Annotated in this window: 29 protein-coding genes; 7 read left to right on the plus strand and 22 right to left on the minus strand. The window is 46.8% G+C overall.

What is annotated here, in order from left to right; translation table 11 throughout:
* Nucleotides 1-150 precede the first annotated feature (150 nt).
* The 16 genes from rplR to rplC all read right to left on the minus strand — a co-directional run bounded on the left by rplR (nucleotide 151) and on the right by rplC (nucleotide 8956).
* Nucleotides 151-513: a 50S ribosomal protein L18 gene (gene rplR, locus QUA07_RS04130; RefSeq protein ID WP_006634986.1), complete on the minus strand. Its 363-nt coding sequence runs from the start codon at nucleotides 511-513 to the stop codon at nucleotides 151-153.
* Nucleotides 514-515: 2 nt separating this feature from the next.
* Nucleotides 516-1064, minus strand: a complete 549-nt coding sequence (gene rplF, locus QUA07_RS04135) for a 50S ribosomal protein L6 (RefSeq protein ID WP_333322847.1) — start codon at nucleotides 1062-1064, stop codon at nucleotides 516-518.
* 123 nt (nucleotides 1065-1187) lie between these two features.
* Nucleotides 1188-1592 carry a 30S ribosomal protein S8 gene (rpsH, locus tag QUA07_RS04140; protein WP_332978141.1) on the minus strand — a complete coding sequence of 135 codons (405 nt, stop codon included), beginning with the start codon at nucleotides 1590-1592 and terminating at the stop codon, nucleotides 1188-1190.
* A 22-nt stretch (nucleotides 1593-1614) separates the two neighbouring features.
* Entirely contained in the window at nucleotides 1615-2160 is a 546-nt protein-coding gene (gene rplE, locus QUA07_RS04145) for a 50S ribosomal protein L5 (protein WP_333082089.1), read from the minus strand.
* A gap of 160 nt (nucleotides 2161-2320) precedes the next feature.
* Entirely contained in the window at nucleotides 2321-2683 is a 363-nt protein-coding gene (gene rplX / locus QUA07_RS04150) for a 50S ribosomal protein L24 (protein ID WP_333212630.1), read from the minus strand.
* A gap of 1 nt (nucleotide 2684) precedes the next feature.
* Complete coding sequence (gene rplN / locus QUA07_RS04155) at nucleotides 2685-3053, minus strand: 50S ribosomal protein L14 (RefSeq protein WP_006634991.1); 369 nt, start codon at nucleotides 3051-3053, stop codon at nucleotides 2685-2687.
* A 116-nt stretch (nucleotides 3054-3169) separates the two neighbouring features.
* Complete coding sequence (rpsQ, locus tag QUA07_RS04160; protein WP_006634992.1) at nucleotides 3170-3418, minus strand: 30S ribosomal protein S17; 249 nt, start codon at nucleotides 3416-3418, stop codon at nucleotides 3170-3172.
* Between the two features lie 37 nt (nucleotides 3419-3455).
* Complete coding sequence (gene rpmC / locus QUA07_RS04165; RefSeq protein ID WP_333082090.1) at nucleotides 3456-3767, minus strand: 50S ribosomal protein L29; 312 nt, start codon at nucleotides 3765-3767, stop codon at nucleotides 3456-3458.
* A gap of 160 nt (nucleotides 3768-3927) precedes the next feature.
* Complete coding sequence (rplP, locus tag QUA07_RS04170; protein WP_333082091.1) at nucleotides 3928-4347, minus strand: 50S ribosomal protein L16; 420 nt, start codon at nucleotides 4345-4347, stop codon at nucleotides 3928-3930.
* Between the two features lie 115 nt (nucleotides 4348-4462).
* The gene (gene rpsC / locus QUA07_RS04175; protein WP_242719701.1) at nucleotides 4463-5191 is read right to left on the minus strand and encodes a 30S ribosomal protein S3; all 729 of its coding nucleotides are present in this window, start codon (nucleotides 5189-5191) and stop codon (nucleotides 4463-4465) included.
* Nucleotides 5192-5305: 114 nt separating this feature from the next.
* Nucleotides 5306-5665 (minus strand): 50S ribosomal protein L22, encoded by a 360-nt coding sequence (gene rplV / locus QUA07_RS04180; RefSeq protein WP_190657986.1) that lies wholly within the window; start codon nucleotides 5663-5665, stop codon nucleotides 5306-5308.
* Between the two features lie 96 nt (nucleotides 5666-5761).
* Nucleotides 5762-6043, minus strand: coding sequence for a 30S ribosomal protein S19 (gene rpsS, locus QUA07_RS04185; protein WP_006634997.1), 282 nt, complete (start codon nucleotides 6041-6043; stop codon nucleotides 5762-5764).
* Between the two features lie 114 nt (nucleotides 6044-6157).
* Entirely contained in the window at nucleotides 6158-7021 is an 864-nt protein-coding gene (gene rplB / locus QUA07_RS04190) for a 50S ribosomal protein L2 (RefSeq protein WP_333057787.1), read from the minus strand.
* Nucleotides 7022-7196: 175 nt separating this feature from the next.
* Entirely contained in the window at nucleotides 7197-7505 is a 309-nt protein-coding gene (locus QUA07_RS04195; protein WP_006634999.1) for a 50S ribosomal protein L23, read from the minus strand.
* Entirely contained in the window at nucleotides 7498-8130 is a 633-nt protein-coding gene (gene rplD, locus QUA07_RS04200; RefSeq protein WP_190657994.1) for a 50S ribosomal protein L4, read from the minus strand. The genes QUA07_RS04195 and rplD overlap by 8 nt, the downstream gene beginning before the upstream one ends.
* A gap of 190 nt (nucleotides 8131-8320) precedes the next feature.
* Nucleotides 8321-8956, minus strand: coding sequence for a 50S ribosomal protein L3 (rplC, locus tag QUA07_RS04205; protein ID WP_333322851.1), 636 nt, complete (start codon nucleotides 8954-8956; stop codon nucleotides 8321-8323).
* 431 nt (nucleotides 8957-9387) lie between these two features.
* On the opposite strand from rplC, the gene QUA07_RS04210 reads away from it, so the two are divergent.
* The 3 genes from QUA07_RS04210 to QUA07_RS04220 all read left to right on the plus strand — a co-directional run bounded on the left by QUA07_RS04210 (nucleotide 9388) and on the right by QUA07_RS04220 (nucleotide 11167).
* Nucleotides 9388-9864, plus strand: a complete 477-nt coding sequence (locus QUA07_RS04210; RefSeq protein ID WP_333290963.1) for an NAD(P)H-quinone oxidoreductase subunit N — start codon at nucleotides 9388-9390, stop codon at nucleotides 9862-9864.
* A 118-nt stretch (nucleotides 9865-9982) separates the two neighbouring features.
* Entirely contained in the window at nucleotides 9983-10588 is a 606-nt protein-coding gene (locus tag QUA07_RS04215) for a VWA domain-containing protein (RefSeq protein WP_333322852.1), read from the plus strand.
* A gap of 72 nt (nucleotides 10589-10660) precedes the next feature.
* Nucleotides 10661-11167, plus strand: coding sequence for a salt stress protein, Slr1339 family (locus QUA07_RS04220; protein ID WP_333322853.1), 507 nt, complete (start codon nucleotides 10661-10663; stop codon nucleotides 11165-11167).
* A 243-nt stretch (nucleotides 11168-11410) separates the two neighbouring features.
* Here QUA07_RS04220 and QUA07_RS04225 read toward each other — a convergent pair whose 3' ends face one another.
* The 3 genes from QUA07_RS04225 to QUA07_RS04235 all read right to left on the minus strand — a co-directional run bounded on the left by QUA07_RS04225 (nucleotide 11411) and on the right by QUA07_RS04235 (nucleotide 14197).
* A complete protein-coding gene (locus QUA07_RS04225; protein WP_333322855.1) occupies nucleotides 11411-11950 on the minus strand; it encodes a dCMP deaminase family protein in 540 nt (179 codons plus the stop codon).
* Entirely contained in the window at nucleotides 11947-13497 is a 1551-nt protein-coding gene (locus QUA07_RS04230; RefSeq protein ID WP_333322857.1) for a thymidylate synthase, read from the minus strand. Before QUA07_RS04230 ends, QUA07_RS04225 begins: the two co-directional genes overlap by 4 nt.
* Nucleotides 13498-13573: 76 nt before the next feature.
* Nucleotides 13574-14197 (minus strand): Uma2 family endonuclease, encoded by a 624-nt coding sequence (locus QUA07_RS04235; RefSeq protein ID WP_333322859.1) that lies wholly within the window; start codon nucleotides 14195-14197, stop codon nucleotides 13574-13576.
* A gap of 145 nt (nucleotides 14198-14342) precedes the next feature.
* On the opposite strand from QUA07_RS04235, the gene QUA07_RS04240 reads away from it, so the two are divergent.
* The 3 genes from QUA07_RS04240 to QUA07_RS04250 all read left to right on the plus strand — a co-directional run bounded on the left by QUA07_RS04240 (nucleotide 14343) and on the right by QUA07_RS04250 (nucleotide 16855).
* Nucleotides 14343-14912 carry an HD domain-containing protein gene (locus QUA07_RS04240; RefSeq protein ID WP_333322861.1) on the plus strand — a complete coding sequence of 190 codons (570 nt, stop codon included), beginning with the start codon at nucleotides 14343-14345 and terminating at the stop codon, nucleotides 14910-14912.
* A 50-nt stretch (nucleotides 14913-14962) separates the two neighbouring features.
* Nucleotides 14963-16096, plus strand: a complete 1134-nt coding sequence (locus QUA07_RS04245) for an ABC transporter ATP-binding protein (protein WP_333322863.1) — start codon at nucleotides 14963-14965, stop codon at nucleotides 16094-16096.
* A gap of 354 nt (nucleotides 16097-16450) precedes the next feature.
* The gene (locus tag QUA07_RS04250; protein ID WP_333322865.1) at nucleotides 16451-16855 is read left to right on the plus strand and encodes a hypothetical protein; all 405 of its coding nucleotides are present in this window, start codon (nucleotides 16451-16453) and stop codon (nucleotides 16853-16855) included.
* Nucleotides 16856-16941: 86 nt separating this feature from the next.
* Here the strand turns inward: QUA07_RS04250 and QUA07_RS04255 are convergent, their stop codons facing one another.
* The 3 genes from QUA07_RS04255 to rbfA all read right to left on the minus strand — a co-directional run bounded on the left by QUA07_RS04255 (nucleotide 16942) and on the right by rbfA (nucleotide 19693).
* Nucleotides 16942-17175, minus strand: coding sequence for a DUF4327 family protein (locus tag QUA07_RS04255; RefSeq protein WP_333057778.1), 234 nt, complete (start codon nucleotides 17173-17175; stop codon nucleotides 16942-16944).
* A gap of 365 nt (nucleotides 17176-17540) precedes the next feature.
* Nucleotides 17541-19163, minus strand: coding sequence for a glycoside hydrolase family 3 N-terminal domain-containing protein (locus QUA07_RS04260; protein ID WP_333322867.1), 1623 nt, complete (start codon nucleotides 19161-19163; stop codon nucleotides 17541-17543).
* Between the two features lie 92 nt (nucleotides 19164-19255).
* On the minus strand, nucleotides 19256-19693 hold the full coding sequence (rbfA, locus tag QUA07_RS04265) for a 30S ribosome-binding factor RbfA (protein WP_333322869.1): 438 nt from the start codon (nucleotides 19691-19693) through the stop codon (nucleotides 19256-19258).
* Between the two features lie 535 nt (nucleotides 19694-20228).
* Here rbfA and sipA point away from each other — a divergent pair.
* On the plus strand, nucleotides 20229-20468 hold the full coding sequence (gene sipA / locus QUA07_RS04270) for a regulatory protein SipA (RefSeq protein ID WP_333058291.1): 240 nt from the start codon (nucleotides 20229-20231) through the stop codon (nucleotides 20466-20468).
* Nucleotides 20469-20500 lie beyond the last annotated feature (32 nt).

The raw sequence follows: 20500 nt of genomic DNA on the forward strand, positions 1-20500 counted from the left end.
TGGGAATTAGTAATTGGTGAAAGGCGATCGGCAAGTGGTAATTGTTTGAGTAAAAAGTAAAAATAGAAGAAATCTGGATTTTGCCTTTTAACTTTCAACTTTTGACTTTTTACTTTTTAATTACTCATTACCCGCTACCCATTACCCCCTCTAGAAGTCTAACCCCGCTTCGCGAGCTGCTTCTGCGAGGGCTTTGACACGACCGTGATAGAGGTTGCCCCCCCGATCGAATACGACTTTGACTATGCCAGCGCTGGAACAGCGTTTGGCAATCAACTGACCGACTTGCACGCTCGCGGAGCAGTTGCCGCCAGAACTGAGAGTTGACTTCAATTCGGGATCGAGGGTTGACGCGGCGGCCAAAGTGTGCTGGGCGGTGTCGTCGATTACTTGAGCGTAGATGTGCTGCTCTGAGCGAAATACCGCTAGTCTGGGACGTTCGGAGGTGCCGAACACCTTGCGCCGAACGCGGCGGTGTCTGCGCTGGACTGATTCTTTGCGAGTAAGCTTCATTGTTACTTCTTACCTGTTTTGCCTGTTTTACCAGCTTTGCGCCGGACGACTTCGCCGCTGTAGCGAATGCCTTTGCCCTTGTAGACTTCGGGCGGACGCACCGCGCGGATGCGGGCTGCTGTATTGCCTACGAGTTCTTTGTCAATGCCGGAGACAATGACGTTGGTGTTGCCTTCAACTGCCATTGTGATGCCTTCTGGAGGGGGCATTTCAACGGGTTTGCTGTAACCGACGTTTAAAATCAGGTTCCGTCCTTGAACCTGTGCCCGATAACCTGTGCCGATAATTTCGAGACGCCGCTGAAAACCTTGAGATACACCTTCGACCATGTTGGCGACTAGGGTGCGGCACAAGCCGTGCAGTTGTCTGGCGACGCGAGATTCGTCTCGGCGGGTAACGAGTAAAGTCTCGCCTTCAATTCCCATGACGATTTCGGCTGGGATAACTCGGGAAAGTTCACCTTTAGGGCCTTTGACGGCTACTTTTTGACCGTCTAGGGTGACGGTGACTTTCGTGGGGATGCTAATCGGACGCTTGCCAATTCGCGACATAGTTTTTTTGTCCTTTGTTTTTAGTTATTAGTCCTTGATTATTAGTGCTTAGTTATTAGTCCTTAGTTATTGATTTTTGAGTCTCTTGCCAACGACCAGTGACTAATGACTAATGACTAATGACTACCAAACATAACAAAGCACTTCACCGCCCAAACCTTGGCGTCGAGCTTCTCTATCCGTCATAATGCCACTGGAGGTGGAAATAATGGCTATGCCAATTCCGCCTAATACTCTGGGCAATTCTTTACGGTTCGAGTAAACGCGCAGTCCTGGTTTGCTGACTCGCTTAAGTGCCGTGATAATGGGCTTGCGAGTTTTACCTTTGTACTTTAGAGAAAGCACTAAATGTCGCTTGATCCCTTCTGGTTCTGCTTCTTCAAATTCGCTGATAAAGCCTTCACTTTTGAGGACTTGGGCGATGCTGCGGGTCATTTTTGTAGCTGGAATTTGCGTTGTTTGGTGGCGCGCCATGCAAGAATTGCGAATGCGCGTCAACATATCTGCTATGGTATCGTTAGCTGCCATCTTTTGCTTCTTACTCTAGTGCTTAGTTGTCCCGGAACGGCATTCCCATTTCTTTAAGCAAGGCGCGTCCTTCTTCGTCGGTGTTTGCTGTGGTGATAATTGAAATGTCCATGCCTCGAATTTGATCGATGCGGTCATATTCTATTTCTGGAAAAATTAGCTGTTCTCTCAGACCCAAGCTGTAGTTGCCGCGCCCGTCGAAGCTTTTGGGGCTGATGCCGCGGAAGTCGCGAATTCGGGGGAGTGCGAGGTTGATCAGCCGATCGAGAAAATCGTACATCCGATCGCCGCGCAGCGTCACCATAACGCCGACGGGTACTCCTTTGCGGATTTTGAAGCCTGCGATCGCTTTTTTCGCCCGCGTTACCACTGGTTTTTGCCCGGTGATGATGCTAATTTCGTTGATCGACGAATCCAGTGCCTTAGCGTTTTGAGATGCTTCTCCCAAACCTCGGTTCACTGTGACTTTGACCAGTTTGGGCACCTGATGGATATTAGTATATTTAAACTGATCCATCAGTGTGGGAACGATTTTTCCTTGATAAAGAACTTTGAGTTTGTCCGGCATAGTTTTTGTGTTTCGTTAACTGTCCCTGGGCTTGGTCAGGGAATTATTAGTAGTCAGTTGTCCGTTGTCAGTTGTCCGTTGTCAGTTGTCCGTTGACTGTTGTCAGGAAAGCATTTGTCTAATGACTGATGACTGATGACTAATGACTGATGACTAATGACTAATTATCGAGGATTTCTCCAGTTTTTTTGAGCTGTCGCAGTTTCCGGCCATCTTCGCTAAATGTATAGCAAACGCGGCTAGCTATTTTTTCTTTTTCGGAATAGTGCATGACATTTGAGCTGTGAATGGGAGCCTCAAATGTGAGTATTTTCCCGGACTCTCCCTCTTGCTGGGGCTTGACGTGCTTTGTTCTGATGTTTACACCTTTAACAATTACTTTGCTGACTTTAGGATATGTCTTTAAGATTTCTCCGACTTTTCCTTTCTCTTTGCCAGTAATTATTTGCACGGTATCGCCTGCTTTGACGTGCATTCTGTAGCGCTGCGGCTCGCTAGTTGGTTTACCCTTTTTTCCGTACATTTTAAAGTACCTCCGGGGCTAAGGAAACGATTTTAGTAAAGTTTTTGTCGCGCAATTCGCGGGCGACGGGGCCGAAGACGCGAGTGCCTTTGGGGTTGCCGTCTACGTTGATAATAACGGCGGCGTTATCGTCAAAACGAATGCTCATGCCACTGTCGCGGCGCAAACCTTTGCGGGTTCTGACAATGACAGCCCGAACGACATCGGATTTTTTGACGGCCATATTGGGGATGGCGTCTTTGACGACGGCAATGATGACATCGCCGACTCCGCCGTAGCGACGGTTGCCGCCTCCCAATACGCGGATGCACATCAGTTTGCGGGCTCCGCTATTGTCGGCGACATTGAGGTATGTCTGGGGTTGAATCATGGTGATTGTTGACTGTTAACTGTTGACTGTTAACTGTTGACTGTTAACTGTTGACTGTTGACGGCTAATTGATTAATCAAGTACCGATCGGGCGAGCGCGAGATCGCAATTAACTGTTAGCCGTTTTTTGTCCCGAAAATCTCAGCAACCGTCCAACGTTTGGTTTTGCTCAGTGGGCGAGTTTCAGTGATGCGGACACGATCGCCCGATTTGCACTGATTTTCTTCGTCATGAGCTTTGTACCGCTTGGTGCGGACTACGATTTTGCCGTATTTGGTGTGGGAGGAGCGGTTTTCGATTGCTACCACGACGGTTTTATCCATTTTGTCGCTGACTACTACGCCAACTCGTTCTTTAATTGCCATAGCTACCTATTTTTGTTGTGCAATTGACTGTTTTTAGCTACTGTGCGATCGTCGGCTCGGCTGCTTCTGACTCTTGGCTGACTGCTGCGGTTGCAGCAGGCTGTGCTACCTGTTTAGATGCGGCTAATTTTTCTGCCACTTCTTTCTCAGCAACGATTTGGCGCTCGCGTTCAACTGTCATCAATTGAGCTAGCCGATGTTTGGCGTGCTTGAACAGGTGAGGCTTTTCCATGCGGCCGGTAGCTTGCTGGAGCCGCAATTCCATTAGTTGGCGCTTGACGGCTAAAATTTGCTCTGCTACGGCAGCATCGCTTAATTCTCTAGCTTCTTTAATCTTGGTCAAAGACATAATTGTGTGCTTTCTCGTTAGCGAGCGGTATGACAGAAGACAGAATTGTCTCGCTTGGCTGAAGGTCGAAGGAAAGAAAAGTTATGAAAGCCAGATTTTAAATTGCTGTAGCCGTTTAAAATGCTGATTAAGACAGACCTAATTCTACCTTCGCTCTTCGCTATGACTGGTCTTCTTCGCGAGTGATGAACTTGGTTTTAATTGGTAATTTGAAAGATGCCAAACGCATTGCTTCGCGGGCAGTTTCTTCACTTACGCCGCCAATTTCAAACATTACCCGGCCGGGTTTGACCACAGCAACCCAAAACTCAGGATTACCTTTACCGGAACCCATCCGGGTTTCTGCTGCGCGCTGGGTGACTGGTTTGTCGGGAAAAATGCGAATCCAGATTTTGCCGCCCCGGCGGATATAGCGGGTCATGGCGCGCCGTCCGGCTTCTATTTGGCGAGAAGTGATCCAGGCGGGTTCGACGGCTTGGAGCGCGAAGTCGCCAAAGCTAACTGTATTGCCGCGGGTGGCAATACCGCTCATTCGCCCGCGCTGTTGTTTGCGGAATTTGGTTCTTTTGGGGCTTAACATGGCGAAAGGGAGTTGGGTAATTGGTAATTGGTAATTGGTAATTGGTGATTGCTAATTGCTAATTGGTTTGGAACAACTGACAATTAACAAGTGACAACTAACAGTTAACAATTAGCTAGCCTTCGTTCGATCGATCTTCAAAGTTCTGGCGGCGGCGCTTTTGTTTGGTGCGGGGCACTGCTGCATTTGGTGCAGCCTCTTGTTCCTGTCCGGGAATAATTTCGCCTTTGAAAACCCAAACTTTAATGCCCAGAATACCGTAGATGGTTTGAGCAGTGCAGTAGGAGTAGTCGATGTCTGCCCGCAGCGTGTGCAAGGGGACTCTTCCTTCCCGTGTCCATTCGGTACGGGCAATTTCTGCACCGTTGAGGCGTCCACTGACTTGAATTTTGATGCCTTGGATGCCGACTTTTTGGGCGCGGGTGATTGCTTGGCGGACGACTCGGCGGAAGGATACGCGCCGTTCTAGTTGCTGAGCGATGTATTCCGCGATGAGTGTGGCATCGGCGTCTACTCGCTGGACTTCGACGACGTTGATGCGGATTTGGCGGTTGCTACCGAGTTGCTGCTGCAAACCGACGCGCAAGGTTTCGATGCCTGCTCCGCCGCGGCCTACGACAACGCCTGGTCTGGCGGTGAACACTTCTAGGTCGATTTGATCGGCTTTCCGCTCAATTCTGACCGAGGAAATCCCAGCATTGCTGAGGGTTTTACGAACGTACTTGCGAATTTTATAGTCTTCTTGCAAGAGTTCTGGATAGTTTTTAGGATCGGCAAACCAGCGAGAGCGGTGCTCTTGGGTAATGCCGAGGCGAAAACCAATTGGATGTATTTTTTGGCCCATAATAGTTGATGAGTTAATTGGTAATTGGTAATTGGTAATTGGTAATTGGTAATTGGTGATTACCCATTTTTTTCAACTTTAAGCTGTTTATTACCTCTTACGTTTTTCCCTGGTTTAGTTTTCTACGAGCGGAGCTACTACTACGGTAATGTGACAGGTTGGCTTGCGGATTTGGTAGGCGCGACCTTGAGCGCGGGGTCTAAAGCGTTTGAGGACTGGGCCTTGGTCTGCGTAAGCTTGAGACACTACTAGCTTGGATTTATCCAATCCTGCGTTGTGTTCGGCGTTGGCTACTGCCGATCGCAAAACTTTGACGATTGGTTCGCAGGCGCGGTAGGGCATGAATTCGAGTAAAATCAGCGCTTCTTGGTAGCTTTTGCCACGAATTTGGTCGAGGACTCGGCGCACTTTGAAGGGGGATGTCCGGATGTAACGGGCGATCGCCTTAATTTCGGATGTGGTATCTATAGCCATTTCGATTTCGGTAATTGGTAATTGGTAATTGGGCAAAAGGTAATTGGTAATTGGTAATTTTTTTTCCTACTACCTATTACCTGTCACCTAATTCGGCTATCTTTTCGCCTTTTTATCACCACTTTTCGCGTGACCTCTAAAGGTGCGAGTGGGGGAAAATTCTCCGAGTTTGTGACCTACCATTTGGTCGGTGAGGTAGACGGGTACGTGCTGTCTGCCGTTGTGAACGGCGATCGTGTGACCTACCATTTGGGGCAGGATTGTGGAAGATCGCGACCAAGTTTTAATTACTTGTTTTTGGCCGGCGGCGTTGAGTTTTTCGATTTTTGTCATCAGAGCATCTGCGACAAAAGGCCCTTTTTTTAGCGATCGAGACATGATTTTTTTAGTAATTCAGGAGTCATTAGTCAGAATTAAGCAGTCATTGGTCATCAGTCCTCAGTCATTAGTTAGCAGTTAATAACTAAGCACTGAAGACTGCTGACTGATAGACTAGCTTTGTCTGCCGCCCTTGCCGCGCTTGGAAGCTTTGCGGCGGCGCCGGACGATTAAAGCGTCGCTGCGCTTGTTTTTGCGTCGAGTTTTTGCACCCAATGCTGGTTTACCCCAAGGAGTGACAGGCCCCGGACGTCCGATGGGAGCTCTGCCTTCGCCACCGCCGTGCGGGTGGTCTACCGGGTTCATGACGCTACCGCGAACGGTCGGTCTGCGACCTTTCCAGCGGGTGCGACCTGCTTTGCCGAGGCTGATGTTTCTGGCGTCGGTGTTGCCGACTTGACCGATGGTGGCGTAGCAGTCGGCGCGGACTTTGCGCTGTTCACCGGATGGCAGTTTGAGGGTGACGTAGCTACCTTCTTTTGCCATTAGCTGAGCGCTGGAGCCGGCGGAGCGAACGATTTGTCCGCCTTTTCCAGGTACTAGCTCGACGTTGTGGATGCTGGTACCAAGGGGAATGTTTTTCAGGGGTAAGGCGTTACCGATTTCGATCGGCGCGTCTGGGCCTGAGACAATTACTGTACCGACGTTTAAGTTGAGCGGGTGCAGGATGTACCGTTTTTCGCCGTCTTTGTAGAACAGGAGGGCGATGCGTGCGTTGCGATTGGGGTCGTATTCGATCGCCTTGACGGTAGCGGGAATGCTGTGTTTGTCGCGGCGGAAGTCGATGTCTCTATACAGCCGTTTGTGACCGCCTCCCCGGTGGCGACAGGTGATGACGCCTCGGTTGTTGCGGCCTTGTTTGGTGTGCTTATTGCTGGTTAGAGACTTTTCTGGCTCTGATCTGGTAATTTCAGCAAAGTCCGAGACGGTTTGTTCTCGGGTGCTGGAGGTATAAGGTCGGTAAGAACGGATGCCCATAATCGATCTATTTTAGATTTTGGATTTTGGATTTTGGATTTGACGTTTATCGATTTTAGATTTTAGGTTGAAGATTGGCGATGTTTGGTTAACTTACGAGTTTTCTGGTTCTAGAATTTCCACCAGTTAACCGCAATTTAAAATCTAAAATCTAAAATCTAAAATCCAAAATCGTCTAGACTTCTGGGAATAGGAGTTTGCGGATCGAGTCTCCGTCGGTCAGAGTTACGGTTGCTCGCTTGTAACAAGGTTTAAAGCCGACGAATTTGCCAACTCGACGCTTTTTACGCGGCGGGTTTTGGGTGTTGACGCCGATGACTTTGACCTTAAATAGTTCTTCGATTGCAGCTTTGATTTGAGGCTTCGTCGCTTTGGGGGCTACGTCGAATGTGAATTGATTTAATTCCATCATTCGGGTAGCTTTCTCGGTGAGAATCGGACGCTGGATCAAATCTGCGTAGTCGCGGGGGTCGATTTTACTCACCGTAAATCTCCTGAATTTTAGCTATGGCTGTAGATGTGACGATAATTTTGTCAGCCGCGAGAACGTCGTAAACATTCAGGGATGTTGCCAAGATGACGTTTACTAATTCGATGTTGCGTCCGGATAAGTAGACGTTTGGTTGCGGTTCTGGCAAGATTAACAGAACTTTTGTATCGGGTTCGATGCCCCAGCGGGCGATCGCACTCAGCAATTCTTTGCTTTTCGGTCTCGGAAATTGCTCTGCAAATTCTTCAACCACAATGATGTCTTCGGTGCGACTTTGGAATGCTGTCCGCAAAGCGAGACGGCGTTCCTTTTTGTTCATTTTGACTTCAAAGTCTCTCGGTTTTGGCCCGAAGATGACACCGCCGCCCCGCCACAGCGGAGAACGGATAGAACCTGCTCTGGCTCGACCCGTGCCTTTTTGACGCCAAGGTTTGCGGCCACCGCCTCTGACTTCCGATCGAGTTTTGGTGCAAGCATTTCCTTGACGAGCGTTATTCAGTTGCCGCGTCAATGCTCTGTGAACGATGTGAGACGCATTTTCTTCTTTGGCTACGCGCAGTTCTAAAGTTGTTTCTCCAACTTCTTCACCTTGCCAATTTCGCACTACACAGTTAACCATATCTTTTGTCCTTTGTCTTTTGTTAGTTGTCTGTTGTTAGTTGTCTGTTGTCTGTTGTCTGTCGTCTGTTGTCTGTTCTCAGGTCTTAGTTTTCAGCTCTTAGTTTTCAGCTTTTAGTTCTTAGTTATTGCTTGCTACTAACGGCCAACCACTATCTACTGACTGCTGACTACTGACTACTTACTACTGACTAACGTCCTACTTTTTTCTCAGGTACAACATTGACTAAGGCGCCAGCTTTGCCGGGAACTGCTCCCTTAATTAGCAGCAAATTCTGCTCTTTATCCACCCGGACAATTGTTAGTTTGCGGACGGTGACTTGAACGTTGCCCATACGTCCTGCCATTCTTTTCCCAGGATAAACGCGACCGGGAGTAGTTCCAGGTCCGATCGATCCAGGCTCGCGGTGGTTCTTGGAACCGTGAGACATTGGGCCTCGTTTAAAGTTGTGGCGCTTTTGAAAACCTGCAAAACCTTTACCGATGCTGGTACCGATGACATCTACTATTTGTCCCGGTGTAAAAGTATCTGCTTTTAGTTGTTGACCTAATTCAAAGGAACTGGTGTCTTCCAATCGGTATTCCTGCAAGTGGCGCAATGGATTCGCCCCCGACTTGGCAAGGTGTCCTAGTTCTGGCTTGTTGAGAGCCTTTGGTTTGACTTCGTTGTATCCAACTTGAACGGCACCGTAGCCGTCAGTTTGTTTTGTTTTGATTTGAGTTACTGTACAAGGCCCTGCTTGTATGACGGTGACGGGGATGGCTCTCCCTTCGGCGTCAAACACTTGAGTCATGCCTAGTTTAGTGCCAAGAATGCCTACAGACACGGATTTTCTTCCTTTTATTTACGCAAGAGGTTTCGGATTGCGAAATTTACGTCAATCCGCTTGCTCTTGTGCAGAAACATTTATTTCAATGTTCCTGCAATTAACTGTTATCAACCAACAGCCTTCCTCGGTGTTTAAAATTTGAGTTTTAAATTTGGGAGCGAGCTTGTGGAAGTCTTGCAAGGGTTGAGATTCGCGGCTTTTTACCGGCTAGATCTCCGAGTTTTGTCTCGGTCTTGCTTGTTTGTGCCAGGACTTGAGCAGCAAACCACTCAGTATCCTTTACGGCGACAATTCACAATAGTACATGAAGTGTTTGCCGTTTGTCAAGGCCGGGATGAGAATTTTTAGGCTCAACTTTAAGATTTATAATATTTCCAGCTCGCAAGCAGCGATCGACCAAATTTTGATACAGCAGGAAACACAAATTTATGGGACTGATTACGACGGGATCTGATCTGATTCGGGATTTGGAAAAGTCGGGGTCGCTGGCCCTGTACGTTCCTTTAGAGGGCGGATTTGAGGGGCGCTACCTCCGCAGGCTGAGGGCTGCGGGCTACGGTGCGTACACGATTTCGGCGCGGGGCTTGGGTGATTTGGCGATGTATTTAACGGGGGTTCACGGCGTGCGACCGCCGCATTTGGGCAAGAAAACTACTGGCAACGAAGCGGCTGTGGGTTATACATACTACGTGCCGCCGATGTTGAAGACTCAATTAGACAATTTGCCACCTAAAGCAAAAGGACTGGTGCTGTGGATTATTGAAGGGCAGATTTTGTCGAGTCAGGAGATTGAGTATTTGACTGTTTTGCCGACGTTAGAACCGCGAGTTAAAATAGCAGTGGAGATGGGGGGCGATCGAGCTTTTAGCTGGAAGCCACTTAAAGATGCTTTAGTTGCAGCTTAAATTCCGGTATTTGCGATCGCAAATCAACTAAAAAACGCAGCGAGCAACTAAAGCTCAACAGCTTCTGCTCGCTGGTTTTGATATTTTTGGGAAAAACTTAATTAACAGGAAAAATCTTATGCTTCAGAACCGCGATTATACCATCATTATTGACAAAAGCGGCAGTATGTACACAAAAGACCAAATGGGCGGTAAAACTCGGTGGGCGCTCATGCAAGAATCGACGATCGCATTAGCGAATAAATGCGAAGAACTTGATCCTGATGGCATAACAGTTTATGTGTTTTCCGGTCGCTTCAAGCGCTATGACAACGTAACATCAGCTAAAGTCGTGCAAATTTTCCAAGAAAACGAACCTTCGGGAACTACGAATTTAGCGGCTGTTCTGCAAGACGCTCTGAACAGTTATTTTCAGCGCAAAGCATCCGGTAATACCAAGCAAAATGGGGAAACAATATTAGTGGTGACGGACGGGGAACCGGACGATCGCAAAGAAGTGATGAAAACGATTATAGAGGCTTCTCGGAAGCTCGATCGAGATGAAGAGTTGGCGATTTCTTTCATTCAAGTAGGAAATGCGCCGGAAGCTACTAAGTTTCTCAAGATATTGGATGACGAACTGCAAAGCGCCGGGGCTAAATTCGATATCGTTGATACTGTCACGATGGATGATATTGAAGGAATGACCCTGACAGAGGTATTGCTGAATGCAATAACTGATTGAGGAGGCGGGCGAAGTTCACGCGATTATATTTGTGCTAGTTGGGCCAGCAGCATTTTTTAGGGGGTTTAAGTTATGGAATCTATCGAGCGCCTGTTAGGTGAACTTAAGGCAGAGTATCAAGCATCTCAAAAAAATGCTGAGTTGAAAAGTCAGGCGCCGGCGCAAGCACAAGCGCCTGTACCACAAGCAGCAGTGCCGTCAAATCAAACATTTAAAACATCAGATATAAATTTGTATGCTAGTCCTTTGGATAAGGATTTAGCTCAAATTAAGGCTGAGTACGAAGCGCAAAATCAAGCTCATGCAGTCGCTTCACAGCAACCGCTTAAGCCTGAGCACGAAGCGCAAAATCAAGCTCAGGAAGTAGCTTCACTGGAACCGCGGCCCGCAGAAAAAGTCGCGGGGCCGCAGTTGGACGTACAAACGCACAGACAGAAAGTTAGGCAAGCTCAGGTTTGGCTGAAAAAGTTGGATAAAAATTCCGATGAGGGATATTGGTTCGATCAGTTTGCTTTTAAGTATTCTTCGAGGATAGATGCGGCGATCGACTATTTGCAAGCGGTGAATGAGTTTGATTGATTGAACTACACGGTATTCACAATTAGTCAGGACGTTTTTTGGTTAATTGCCATCTCTATTTGTTGTAAGGGTATGGCAGTGCTGTGTCTTTGCAAGACGTACAATAAATATCCTTTGTATCACGCGGTATTTAGGAAATAACTGTGCCGTATCCCTACAAATTGCCAGCACATAAATATCATTTATAGGGACACAGCACAGTTATTTCCTGTGGCTGCGACAACCACGGGGAGGATTGAGCCCCTATACTAAATTTTTGGCCACAGATGTAGGATGCAATAAAAACAAAGCTGCCTTTTTTGCTGTATCTTCAGATAGCTGAATTTGTTTTAACTCAACAATACCTTCACTGATAAAAGTATCTCTCAAAGCAGCTTTTTCTCCGCTGTTAAAACTCGTTTCGTAAAACACTTCTCTAATTCCAGCGGCAATGACTAATTTCAAACAATAGATGCAGGGTTCTAAAGTGACGTAAATACTAGCCCCAGCAGTAGATATACCGTGTTTAGCAGCTTTAGCGATCGCATTTGCTTCCGCGTGAACCGCCCTTGATGGCAAAGTTTTGCTGGCGTCGCAACTACTCAAACCAGGATAGCAGAAGCCTTGAGCAGTACAGTGTGCCGAACCTGACGGCGAACCGTTGTAACCCGTTGCTAAAACTTGCCTGTTTTTAGCTATCACCGCGCCTACAGGAAAAGCCAGACAAGTCGATCGAGTAGCGGCCAATTTTGCTAACATTAAGAAGTATTCGTCCCAAGTCGGTCTTTCTTCTTCTAGATTCATTTTCTATCCTGAATGTATTGGTTGCTGGTTTTCAGACACTCGGCCGCCTTTTGCAATTCTATTCCCAAATAACCAATATGCTCGGGTTGGATGGCAGGGGAAGCCGCACAAATTTCTCGCACTAACTTGAGAGGGTTTTTTCCAGAATAACAGGTGACAACTTCGCCGCTGCCCGGGGTGGTTTGCGTGACTACTATCTGATTGTCGGCTACTTCAACTAAAAAATTGCCCGCTGCATCGAAAAAGTCTCGATCTTCGCAGATTTTAGCATATTGGGTTTGAATTAGTCGATCGGCATTTTCAAAGGTATCGTCATACAAGTGAGCCGATTGACTCAACGTTACCAACGGGCCCATTGTCAAATTATAATCGGAACGCCTCGCAATTTCATCGCGAATGTGCTGCTGCAAAGCCCGCAAACCCATTGCATTAGCCGGCCAAGCCGCAAACATATCGTTACTGCGGAGAGTTGCAGTTAGCGATATTTCATCATCTACAACTCGCACCCAAATGTGATTTAAACAAGGACTGCCGCTGTGCTGGTGGTCTGATGAACCGTCAGGCCTTCTGTTAATATTTCCGCCGGCATCCCATAAACTAATTACAGCACTTGCCGCGTCAATTTCCTTAATTAGTTTGGCAATAACTTCTTCAATTTGATCGCGTCCAAACCACGACCGCATCCGCTGTGCGTAGGTATATTTAATGCCTTCGCTATATGGGGCATCTTCGAGCATTTGCGGTTTGTACTGTTCGAGGAAATCGCGGTCGATTGGTAAGTAATTCGGTTCTGGAAAATAGAACTCCGCAGGTTCATCTGTAATCACTGCCATCAAGTCGATTAATTCTTGCCACTGTCCGTCGTAACCAGTCGGCCGCAGGGTGCCGGTGGTCTTAATTCGGTGGATGATTTTTACCCAAGTTTCGGCTATAGTTTTGCCTTCGATTCTATGTCCGTATTTCTGACCGGGGAGTACAGTCGGGACGATTTCGACTAACGGAAAAGTTACGGTTTCTCCCCAAGGTTCAACCACTGCTTTTTCGGAAAAAGACTTGACAAGAGTCACTGTTTCTGCTATATTTTTGGCTTCTTTCCATTCTATTGAATGACGCAATAGTTCTAAGGCTTCTGCTGCTATTTCAATATCAATGTAGCCAAATATTGAAGATTTAATTAGCCAACAATCTCTACCAGTATCGCTTTTGCCGGCTTCAAAGCCGTTGCGAAAAAAGTCTAGCAAGCAAGTTGCGGCACCGGAGTTGCGGTCTTCTTTGGTAGCGTTGAGAATTACTAAAAAGCGGACGTGGGGATTGCACAGCAAGTTTCTAATTAAGAAGTTGATGCCGCGAGTAGGAGAGTATAGTTGTCCGATGACAGCAAATTCATTGGGTTGTAATTTTTTGCCGTTAGCGCAGCCCTTGGAAAGGATCGCACTTTTTACTGTCCAGCCGCTGACAATGGCTGTTTGCCCCGTTCCGCAAATTAATTGATTTGGTTTGTATAGGGGTTTGTACTCAAATTTATTGACGAGATTTTTGGCTGTCATGGCTTACCGTTTTTTGCACCGCGTACTACTATATCAATACTGCAGAATCTTTGATAATTTTGTTTGAACAAATTCCTCAAGCCAACAATTCACTCACAGCTACGCTAAAACCTGCAAGCACACTTTGAGTGTTAACAACTTCATCGGCATTAAACAACCGCCAGCGTTGCCCTGCATTGACAAATATTAATCTAGCTTCAGGAAACAGCAACCAAACTTCTAAACATCCCGATTCCAAATATTCCTGAGCTTTGGCAAATAACTCTTCGCCACTATCTTCGGGAGAAGCAACTTCCGCTATCAAGGGAAAACTTTGGGAAAAGGCTGTAAAATTGCCTGATTGTGGCAGCAGTTCAGGAGTAATGTAAGCAACATCGGGACGGCGGCCCTGTTTGCTAGTGCGGCAAAGGACTTCTGTAAGAACTTCTCCTCCCTGTCCGCTGGAATGTTTGTAATTTCTCCAGGATGTAGATAATTTAGCTTGAGCGAGACCGTGCTTGAATGTCCTTCCTGTTTTCTCAACTAAGTTGCCGTCAACCCATTCCATTCTATCAGGAGGCTTGACTAAAAACTTTTCGAGAGATATGACTTTTTTATGCTCAGATTGTGCCAGAATTTCTGCTACATTTTCTAATTTTTGCGGTAGTTCTGGCTCTGAGTTTTGGTCGCCACTGTTTGGTATAATTATAGTAGCTGTCATGCTATAAACATCTCTTTAACGATTAGAATTGTACAATCGATCGCTCTCGATCGCATCTTTATGATCTTATGGAATTTGGTAGATTTTGTCTTTTCCACTTAGCCCGACAATTTATATATCATAGCAATTGACAAAGGTGACTTTCATGATTCTCTCAAACCGTTTTTCTGAAGCCCTCACCTATGCTGCCGAATTGCACGCTACCCAAGTTCGCAAAGGTTCTGGCGTTCCCTACATTGCCCATTTGTTGGGCACTGCTAGTATAGCTTTAGAATATGGGGCAAATGAAGATGAGGCGATCGCAGCTTTGCTTCACGATGCGATCGAAGATCAAGGCGGCGCCACCACCCGCGAAGCCATCCGCCACCGCTTTGGCGATACCGTCACAGCGATTGTAGACGGCTGTACCGACAGTGACGTGACGCCGAAACCGCCTTGGCGACAGCGAAAACAAGCTTATATCGATCGCATTTCTACAGCTTCTGGCTCAGTCAGATTAGTCTCGGCTGCTGATAAACTTTATAATGTTCGATCGATCCTGAAAGATTCCCGTCAATTAGGAGATACTGTTTGGGAACGCTTCAAAGGTGGCAAAGATGGTTCTCTCTGGTATTATCGTTCTTTAGTAGAAGCATTCCGCCAAACAGAGTTAACGCCTATAGTTGAAGAATTAGACCGCACAGTTTTAGAATTGGAACAGTTTTCTGAAGGCTGACGGCTGAAGGTAAAAAGCACTAATTATCAATTACCAATTACAATTAAAAAATGGCAAATGTTCGCTTAGAAAATATTACCCGACGCTACCAAAACGTCACCGCGATCGAAAACATCAGCTTCAAAATCCCGGACGGGGAATTTTGGGTATTAGTCGGGCCCTCCGGCTGCGGGAAATCCACAATTATGCGGACAATTGCAGGTTTAGAAACCGCAAGTTCCGGCAATCTTTACATCGGAGATAATTTAGTTAACAACATTCCTGCTAGACAGCGGGATGTAGCAATGGTGTTTCAAAATTACGCGCTTTATCCGCACATGACTGTCGGCGAAAATCTGGCTTTTGGATTGCGGATGCGGAATGTTGACCCGACTAAAATTCAAGAACGAGTCGAAACAGTAGCCCGATCGCTCTCGATCGACCACCTCCTCAAGCGCAAGCCCAAACAGTTATCAGGCGGACAGCAGCAGCGGGTAGCACTAGGAAGGGCGATCGCCCGCGAACCGAAAGTATTCCTTTTAGATGAACCGCTTTCTAACCTCGATGCTCAATTGCGAGACGACACTAGAGCAGAACTTAAACAACTGCATCAAAGGCTAGGAATTACGACAATTTACGTCACCCACGATCAAGTGGAAGCGATGACTTTAGCTGATAAGATTGTAGTCTTAAATGGGGGAAAAATTCAACAAATTGGAGACCCGCAAAGCATTTATGCAAAACCAGCTAACCGCATGGTTGCCACATTTTTAGGCAATCCCGCCATGAACATTTTTCCTGCAATTTATACTAACGAATCCTTTCAAGTGGGAAATCAATATTTACCCTGTCCGCCCTCGATTCAGAAAAAATTGCAGGCGAGAGAAGGACAAGGATTTGATTTGGGCATCCGTCCAGAAAATATAGAAATCTTTACGCCACAAACAGTAGAAGATGATGATTTGAAAACCGATGTTTGGGCACTAGAAAAAGTCCCCCTCGATCTAGAGGTAAAAGTAGTGGAACCTCTGGGGCGAGAAACTTTAATTCGGGCGAGTTTGCCGTTGTTGAGTGCTGAAACTACTGTACAGTTACAAATACCTGCGAGTGTTCGCTTGCGATCGGGCGATCGACTGACGGTACAGCTTGACTTCGATCGACTATTTATATTTGACCCTTCCACCGGGGAAGCGTTGTATCCTTAACTGGATTGAACAGGACTTACGCACGGGTAATCAGCCACCGGGGTTTTTTAGTCGCAGGGCCTAAGTCCTGTTCAATCTAAAATCTAACATCTAAAATAGACTGATCCTTCCTGTGCGAAAGTCTCGATTCGTAGTTACAAAAGTTTACACTTGACATTTATTAATTTACGGAGTAATGATACGATTAGTATTGGCACAACGGTAAAACGTCCCCCCAAAAGCTGATATTTCCTGAATCGGGGCGATCGCTACCCAGAAGGCAAGCATCTTTTCCCTAAGAAGCGGCTTGACGCCCCGACTGGGGAGCAATTAGCGAAGCAAAAACTCAGAAAAACGTTCTAGCGGCATTTTTAGATGAATCCCGACAACCTGCCTCAAATGCTGCAAACAGGATTTCACCTAACTTTAGGTGCAACTTCCTTTTTAATTGAGACATTGCAAGATCCTCTGAAGCGAGAAGAAAATCTTGACAAACTGAAGTCTGATTTGGGGTTACTCGCCGATGAGCTGCTGGAAAAAGGAGAAATGACTGAGCGAGAAGCCCGGAATTTTGTAGATACTATTTTCTCTCAACCGGGCGATCGGGAGAATGCAGACAGTGAATCTGTCTCGCCCAAGCAATCAGATGCAGCGACTGATGCTCCTCCCGAGTCGGTTGTACAGCCTAACGTAAAGCTAGAGATTCAAGAATTAACTGCACAGATGGCAGCGCTGAGGGCCGAGCTGGAAAATTTGCGCGCCGAAAATTCCCAGTATTAAAGAATCAAGAGTCTTTAACACAGCCGGAGTTGACTTGGAAAATTACTTGCAAACTTATTTGCAAACTTATTTAAGAGAACCAAACTTTAGTCATTGTCCCATTTTTCAGAACCGATCAGGTCGGCAATGCGATCGCGCAGCAAGAAGTCGCATTTTTCTAATTCGCACTCTACACAGGCCCATTCCCGAGGCGGAATGAATTGGCAAAGCGTGTAGATAGGCTGTTGGCGGCTCAGCACGCCCTCGTGGACAAGGTGACGCGCTTCATCTTGGATCACATCTAAAGAGTATTGGATTTGGGGAATAGTGGAGTGAATCATAATGCGCCCTCAATGTTTTACTAAAAAATTTTATGGCCCTGGTAATAATATAGTCCAAACTTACGAATATGGAAGTTAAATTTTGTCCGTATCCAGCTATACAATTCACTGCCGTAAATAAAAATAAATTATACGAATCATCAGTAAGTGATGGGATCTGTCTTAGGATATTGATAAACAGCACATTTTCCTGACTAGGAAGCGGATCTGCTGGAAAGCTCAATTCAGAACTTAGGAACCCGCATCGGATTCCCGGTTTCTGGATGCTTTGCCACCAAAGGCAACATTTCCGGCGAGAAACCGGGTTGATGAATTTAACTCCTAACACAGCAAGCAGCAAAGGAAAGATTCAGAAGTCGGGCAACTCAAGCATTACCAGTTCCGTCAATGCCGAATAGCACTTCTAGAACGAGAGATTGCGCTGCAGGCATCTGCCCAAAACAAAATACATAAGGAATACTCGGAGGCAATTGTGGCAAAAATTGCTCTAAAACGTAGGGACTGCCGTAAATTAACACAGCTTGCAGTTCTCCCGTCTTTAATAATTTCTTAAACCAATCTTGAGCTGCTTCGGTCAAACCAGCACTGCCTCGGAAGCAATTGCCGCGAATGAAAATTTGCAGCAGTGTCGGAGAAAAATGCTCTGCACCTGTATTATCAGCGATCGCCCCTGTGCGATCGTCAATCAGTTGCAATTCGTAACCAAACTGTTCAGGAAGGGCGATCGCCGGAGTGTGGTTGCCCAAAAACTCGCACCCCAAAACATCATCTACAACAATCAAATTCCGCAAAAGCTGGTTTCCTGGGGGTTTTGCAACCTGCAAAGGTAGATTGCCACCAAATTTCAAAGAATCTCGCAAAATATCGGCAGCAGTTGCCCTGGCATCAGGAGTTGCCAGCAAACTTAAGTCGATCGACTTGATCGATGTTGAATCTACTGCTTTTTCCTTTTCCTTTACTAACAAACCGACTTTAGCTTTAGCCGACCAAATCCGCTTGACAGATTCCTTAATTTGTGAAATTGGAATCCTCCCTTGAGTGACCGCTTCGCAGACAGCGAGAATCGCCCCTTCCGGGTCAAGCGGCATCAGCAAAACATCAGCACCAGCCTCAGCAGCCCAAACAGCAGCTTCATTAGCGCCGTACTTATTGGCGATCGCGCCCATCACCAAAGCATCCGTCACAATCAAACCTTCAAATCCCAACTCTTCTCGCAGCTTCCCAATCAAAATTCTGCGAGAAAGAGTAGCAGGAAACTCGGCATCCCAACCCGGAATCAGCAAGTGAGCACTCATCACAGCATCGACCCCAGCAGCCATCGCCTCGACAAAAGGAGGTAACTCAACCTCAGTCAATCTCGCTGGCGAATGCGGCAAAACCGGTAATTCCAAGTGAGAATCAACCGCCGTGTCTCCGTGGCCGGGAAAATGCTTAGCTGTAGTCAAAACCGGGTGTTGGCCTGCGCCGCGAATAAAAGCAGCGGCTAATTTCCCGACAATTTCCGGTGTCTCGCCAAAAGCGCGGACGTTAATCACAGGATTGTCGGGATTGTTGTTAACATCAACCACTGGTGCGAGAATCCAATTTAGACCGATCGCCCTAGCTTCGATCGCAGTCACCGCGCCCATTTGTTCAGCATATCGATCGGCTTTACCTGCATAGTGTCGCGCCACTTCAGCAATCGCCATCGGCGGCCCGAACCAAGTCGCCCCTGCGAACCGCTGGCCGACACCTTCCTCAATATCAGCCGCCAGCAGTAGCGGAAACTTGGCCCAAGACTGCAATTGATGCGATCGAACTGCCAACTCCGCAGCACTTCCCCCGACCAAAATCACCCCGCCGACGCCCAACTTTTCCAGATAATAGCGGAGTTTGCTAGCAGTTGGTTCCCATTCGGGATAGCGAATTTGGTGGTCGAACAAGCAGCCAGAAGCGCGCACCACGAACATCTGGGCCACCAGTTCGGGTAAGGAAAGATTGTCAATCATGGGAAATTAGGAATTGTTTGTTGACTGTTGACTGTTGACTGTTGACTGTTGACTGTTGACTGTTGACTTTGGGCTGTTGACTACCTTCAGACCTAATCCTCGTCTGCTTCTAAATCATCATCATCATCATTTTCATTGCCATCGGCCAATTCTTCGTCATCAAACATACCCGGTTTGCGATCGGCAGAAAGCTGATTCAGCAGTATCAACATTTTATCGCCCCGTTCCAAAGAACGGTCTTCCAGAAAAATCACCTCCGGCGTCCGGCGCAGTTGCAATCGTTGGCCCAACTGGTTGCGGACGTAGCTAGTAGCAGATTTCAACCCTTCCATAGTTTCAGCCTTCGCCTCATCAGTACCGTAGATGCTGACAAAAATTTTTGTATGCTGAAGGTCTCCAGAAACAATTACGTCGGTAACGCTAACCATACCGGCACCTACCCGGTCGTCCTTGATTCCATTCAGCAACATCAGGCTGACTTCCCGTTTAATCATTGAAGCTACACGCTCAATGCGACGACTTGTAGCCATAACACCTACTCCTCTACTTTCCTAATCAGCCATTTTCATCCCGATTGACAATTGTAGCGCGATCGGTCAGGGGTGTTACGGGCGATCGTCCGAGTTAGGGGTGAGATACAGCTTAGAGGAAAAAAATGTTTAATTGCCATAGGCGAATATATAGCTAATATAGAGATGTAGAGTGAGAGACAGCTTAGAGGAAAAAAATGTTTGATTGGATTGTCAAAACCGTAGCCGATGCTTCAGGGATAACTAACCAGCTAAGGATAGCTGAATGGGCCAGATTGAACAGGACTAACCCTTTCGATATGGGAGCCAAAAACTACCAACGATGTATTCATGACTTAGGGTTAGGGGGAAAATATCATGAACTTGAATATAACGAAGATGGAAGCCTAAAATATCAATAATTTAGCCGTAATTCCCTTGACAATGATCCATGATTCCCCATTTTATTATCCATCCCTAATCAATCAATCAATTAAACAGAAACATTTCTTGTCAAAATTCCTTTATCGCTGTGTTTTTTTAGGAAATAAAACTCATGGAAAAAGAATTTACAATCGGTCAAAAAGTCAGAGTTGTGGCGATGCCGCCTTACGTCAAAACTGCCGAACCGATGCCGATGCTGCGGCCTGCGAATTTAATTGCCATCGGCGCTGAAGGCGTTGTGATCGATCGGCGTCCCGGCAATTATTGGGGAATTCGCTTTGAAAAAGGTGCTTTTCTGTTAGACAGTCAGTACATTGAAGCAGCGGAAACAATTGTAGAAGGTAATGGGTAATGGAAAAAGGGGGAATGGGGAATTGAGATCAC

The organism is Microcoleus sp. T3_A4 (assembly GCF_036700465.1).
Classification (GTDB): domain Bacteria; phylum Cyanobacteriota; class Cyanobacteriia; order Cyanobacteriales; family Microcoleaceae; genus Microcoleus.

Coding starts and splice junctions, on each gene's coding strand:
- rpsH (WP_332978141.1), bottom strand. CDS start 1,592: ATGGCAGCTAACGATACCATAGCAGATATGTTGACGCGCATTCGCAAT.
- QUA07_RS04245 (WP_333322863.1), top strand. CDS start 14,963: ATGGCAAATGTTCGCTTAGAAAATATTACCCGACGCTACCAAAACGTC.
- rbfA (WP_333322869.1), bottom strand. CDS start 19,693: ATGGCTACAAGTCGTCGCATTGAGCGTGTAGCTTCAATGATTAAACGG.
- QUA07_RS04220 (WP_333322853.1), top strand. CDS start 10,661: ATGGAATCTATCGAGCGCCTGTTAGGTGAACTTAAGGCAGAGTATCAA.
- QUA07_RS04250 (WP_333322865.1), top strand. CDS start 16,451: ATGAATCCCGACAACCTGCCTCAAATGCTGCAAACAGGATTTCACCTA.
- rplN (WP_006634991.1), bottom strand. CDS start 3,053: ATGATTCAACCCCAGACATACCTCAATGTCGCCGACAATAGCGGAGCC.
- rpsC (WP_242719701.1), bottom strand. CDS start 5,191: ATGGGCCAAAAAATACATCCAATTGGTTTTCGCCTCGGCATTACCCAA.
- QUA07_RS04210 (WP_333290963.1), top strand. CDS start 9,388: ATGGGACTGATTACGACGGGATCTGATCTGATTCGGGATTTGGAAAAG.
- QUA07_RS04240 (WP_333322861.1), top strand. CDS start 14,343: ATGATTCTCTCAAACCGTTTTTCTGAAGCCCTCACCTATGCTGCCGAA.
- sipA (WP_333058291.1), top strand. CDS start 20,229: ATGGAAAAAGAATTTACAATCGGTCAAAAAGTCAGAGTTGTGGCGATG.
- rpsS (WP_006634997.1), bottom strand. CDS start 6,043: ATGTCTCGATCGCTAAAAAAAGGGCCTTTTGTCGCAGATGCTCTGATG.
- rpmC (WP_333082090.1), bottom strand. CDS start 3,767: ATGTCTTTGACCAAGATTAAAGAAGCTAGAGAATTAAGCGATGCTGCC.
- rplF (WP_333322847.1), bottom strand. CDS start 1,064: ATGTCGCGAATTGGCAAGCGTCCGATTAGCATCCCCACGAAAGTCACC.
- QUA07_RS04235 (WP_333322859.1), bottom strand. CDS start 14,197: ATGACAGCTACTATAATTATACCAAACAGTGGCGACCAAAACTCAGAG.
- rplB (WP_333057787.1), bottom strand. CDS start 7,021: ATGGGCATCCGTTCTTACCGACCTTATACCTCCAGCACCCGAGAACAA.
- rpsQ (WP_006634992.1), bottom strand. CDS start 3,418: ATGGCAATTAAAGAACGAGTTGGCGTAGTAGTCAGCGACAAAATGGAT.
- QUA07_RS04225 (WP_333322855.1), bottom strand. CDS start 11,950: ATGAATCTAGAAGAAGAAAGACCGACTTGGGACGAATACTTCTTAATG.
- rplP (WP_333082091.1), bottom strand. CDS start 4,347: ATGTTAAGCCCCAAAAGAACCAAATTCCGCAAACAACAGCGCGGGCGA.
- rplE (WP_333082089.1), bottom strand. CDS start 2,160: ATGCCGGACAAACTCAAAGTTCTTTATCAAGGAAAAATCGTTCCCACA.
- QUA07_RS04230 (WP_333322857.1), bottom strand. CDS start 13,497: ATGACAGCCAAAAATCTCGTCAATAAATTTGAGTACAAACCCCTATAC.
- QUA07_RS04260 (WP_333322867.1), bottom strand. CDS start 19,163: ATGATTGACAATCTTTCCTTACCCGAACTGGTGGCCCAGATGTTCGTG.
- rplD (WP_190657994.1), bottom strand. CDS start 8,130: ATGGTTAACTGTGTAGTGCGAAATTGGCAAGGTGAAGAAGTTGGAGAA.
- rplV (WP_190657986.1), bottom strand. CDS start 5,665: ATGGCTATAGATACCACATCCGAAATTAAGGCGATCGCCCGTTACATC.
- rplX (WP_333212630.1), bottom strand. CDS start 2,683: ATGTACGGAAAAAAGGGTAAACCAACTAGCGAGCCGCAGCGCTACAGA.
- rplR (WP_006634986.1), bottom strand. CDS start 513: ATGAAGCTTACTCGCAAAGAATCAGTCCAGCGCAGACACCGCCGCGTT.
- QUA07_RS04215 (WP_333322852.1), top strand. CDS start 9,983: ATGCTTCAGAACCGCGATTATACCATCATTATTGACAAAAGCGGCAGT.
- QUA07_RS04255 (WP_333057778.1), bottom strand. CDS start 17,175: ATGATTCACTCCACTATTCCCCAAATCCAATACTCTTTAGATGTGATC.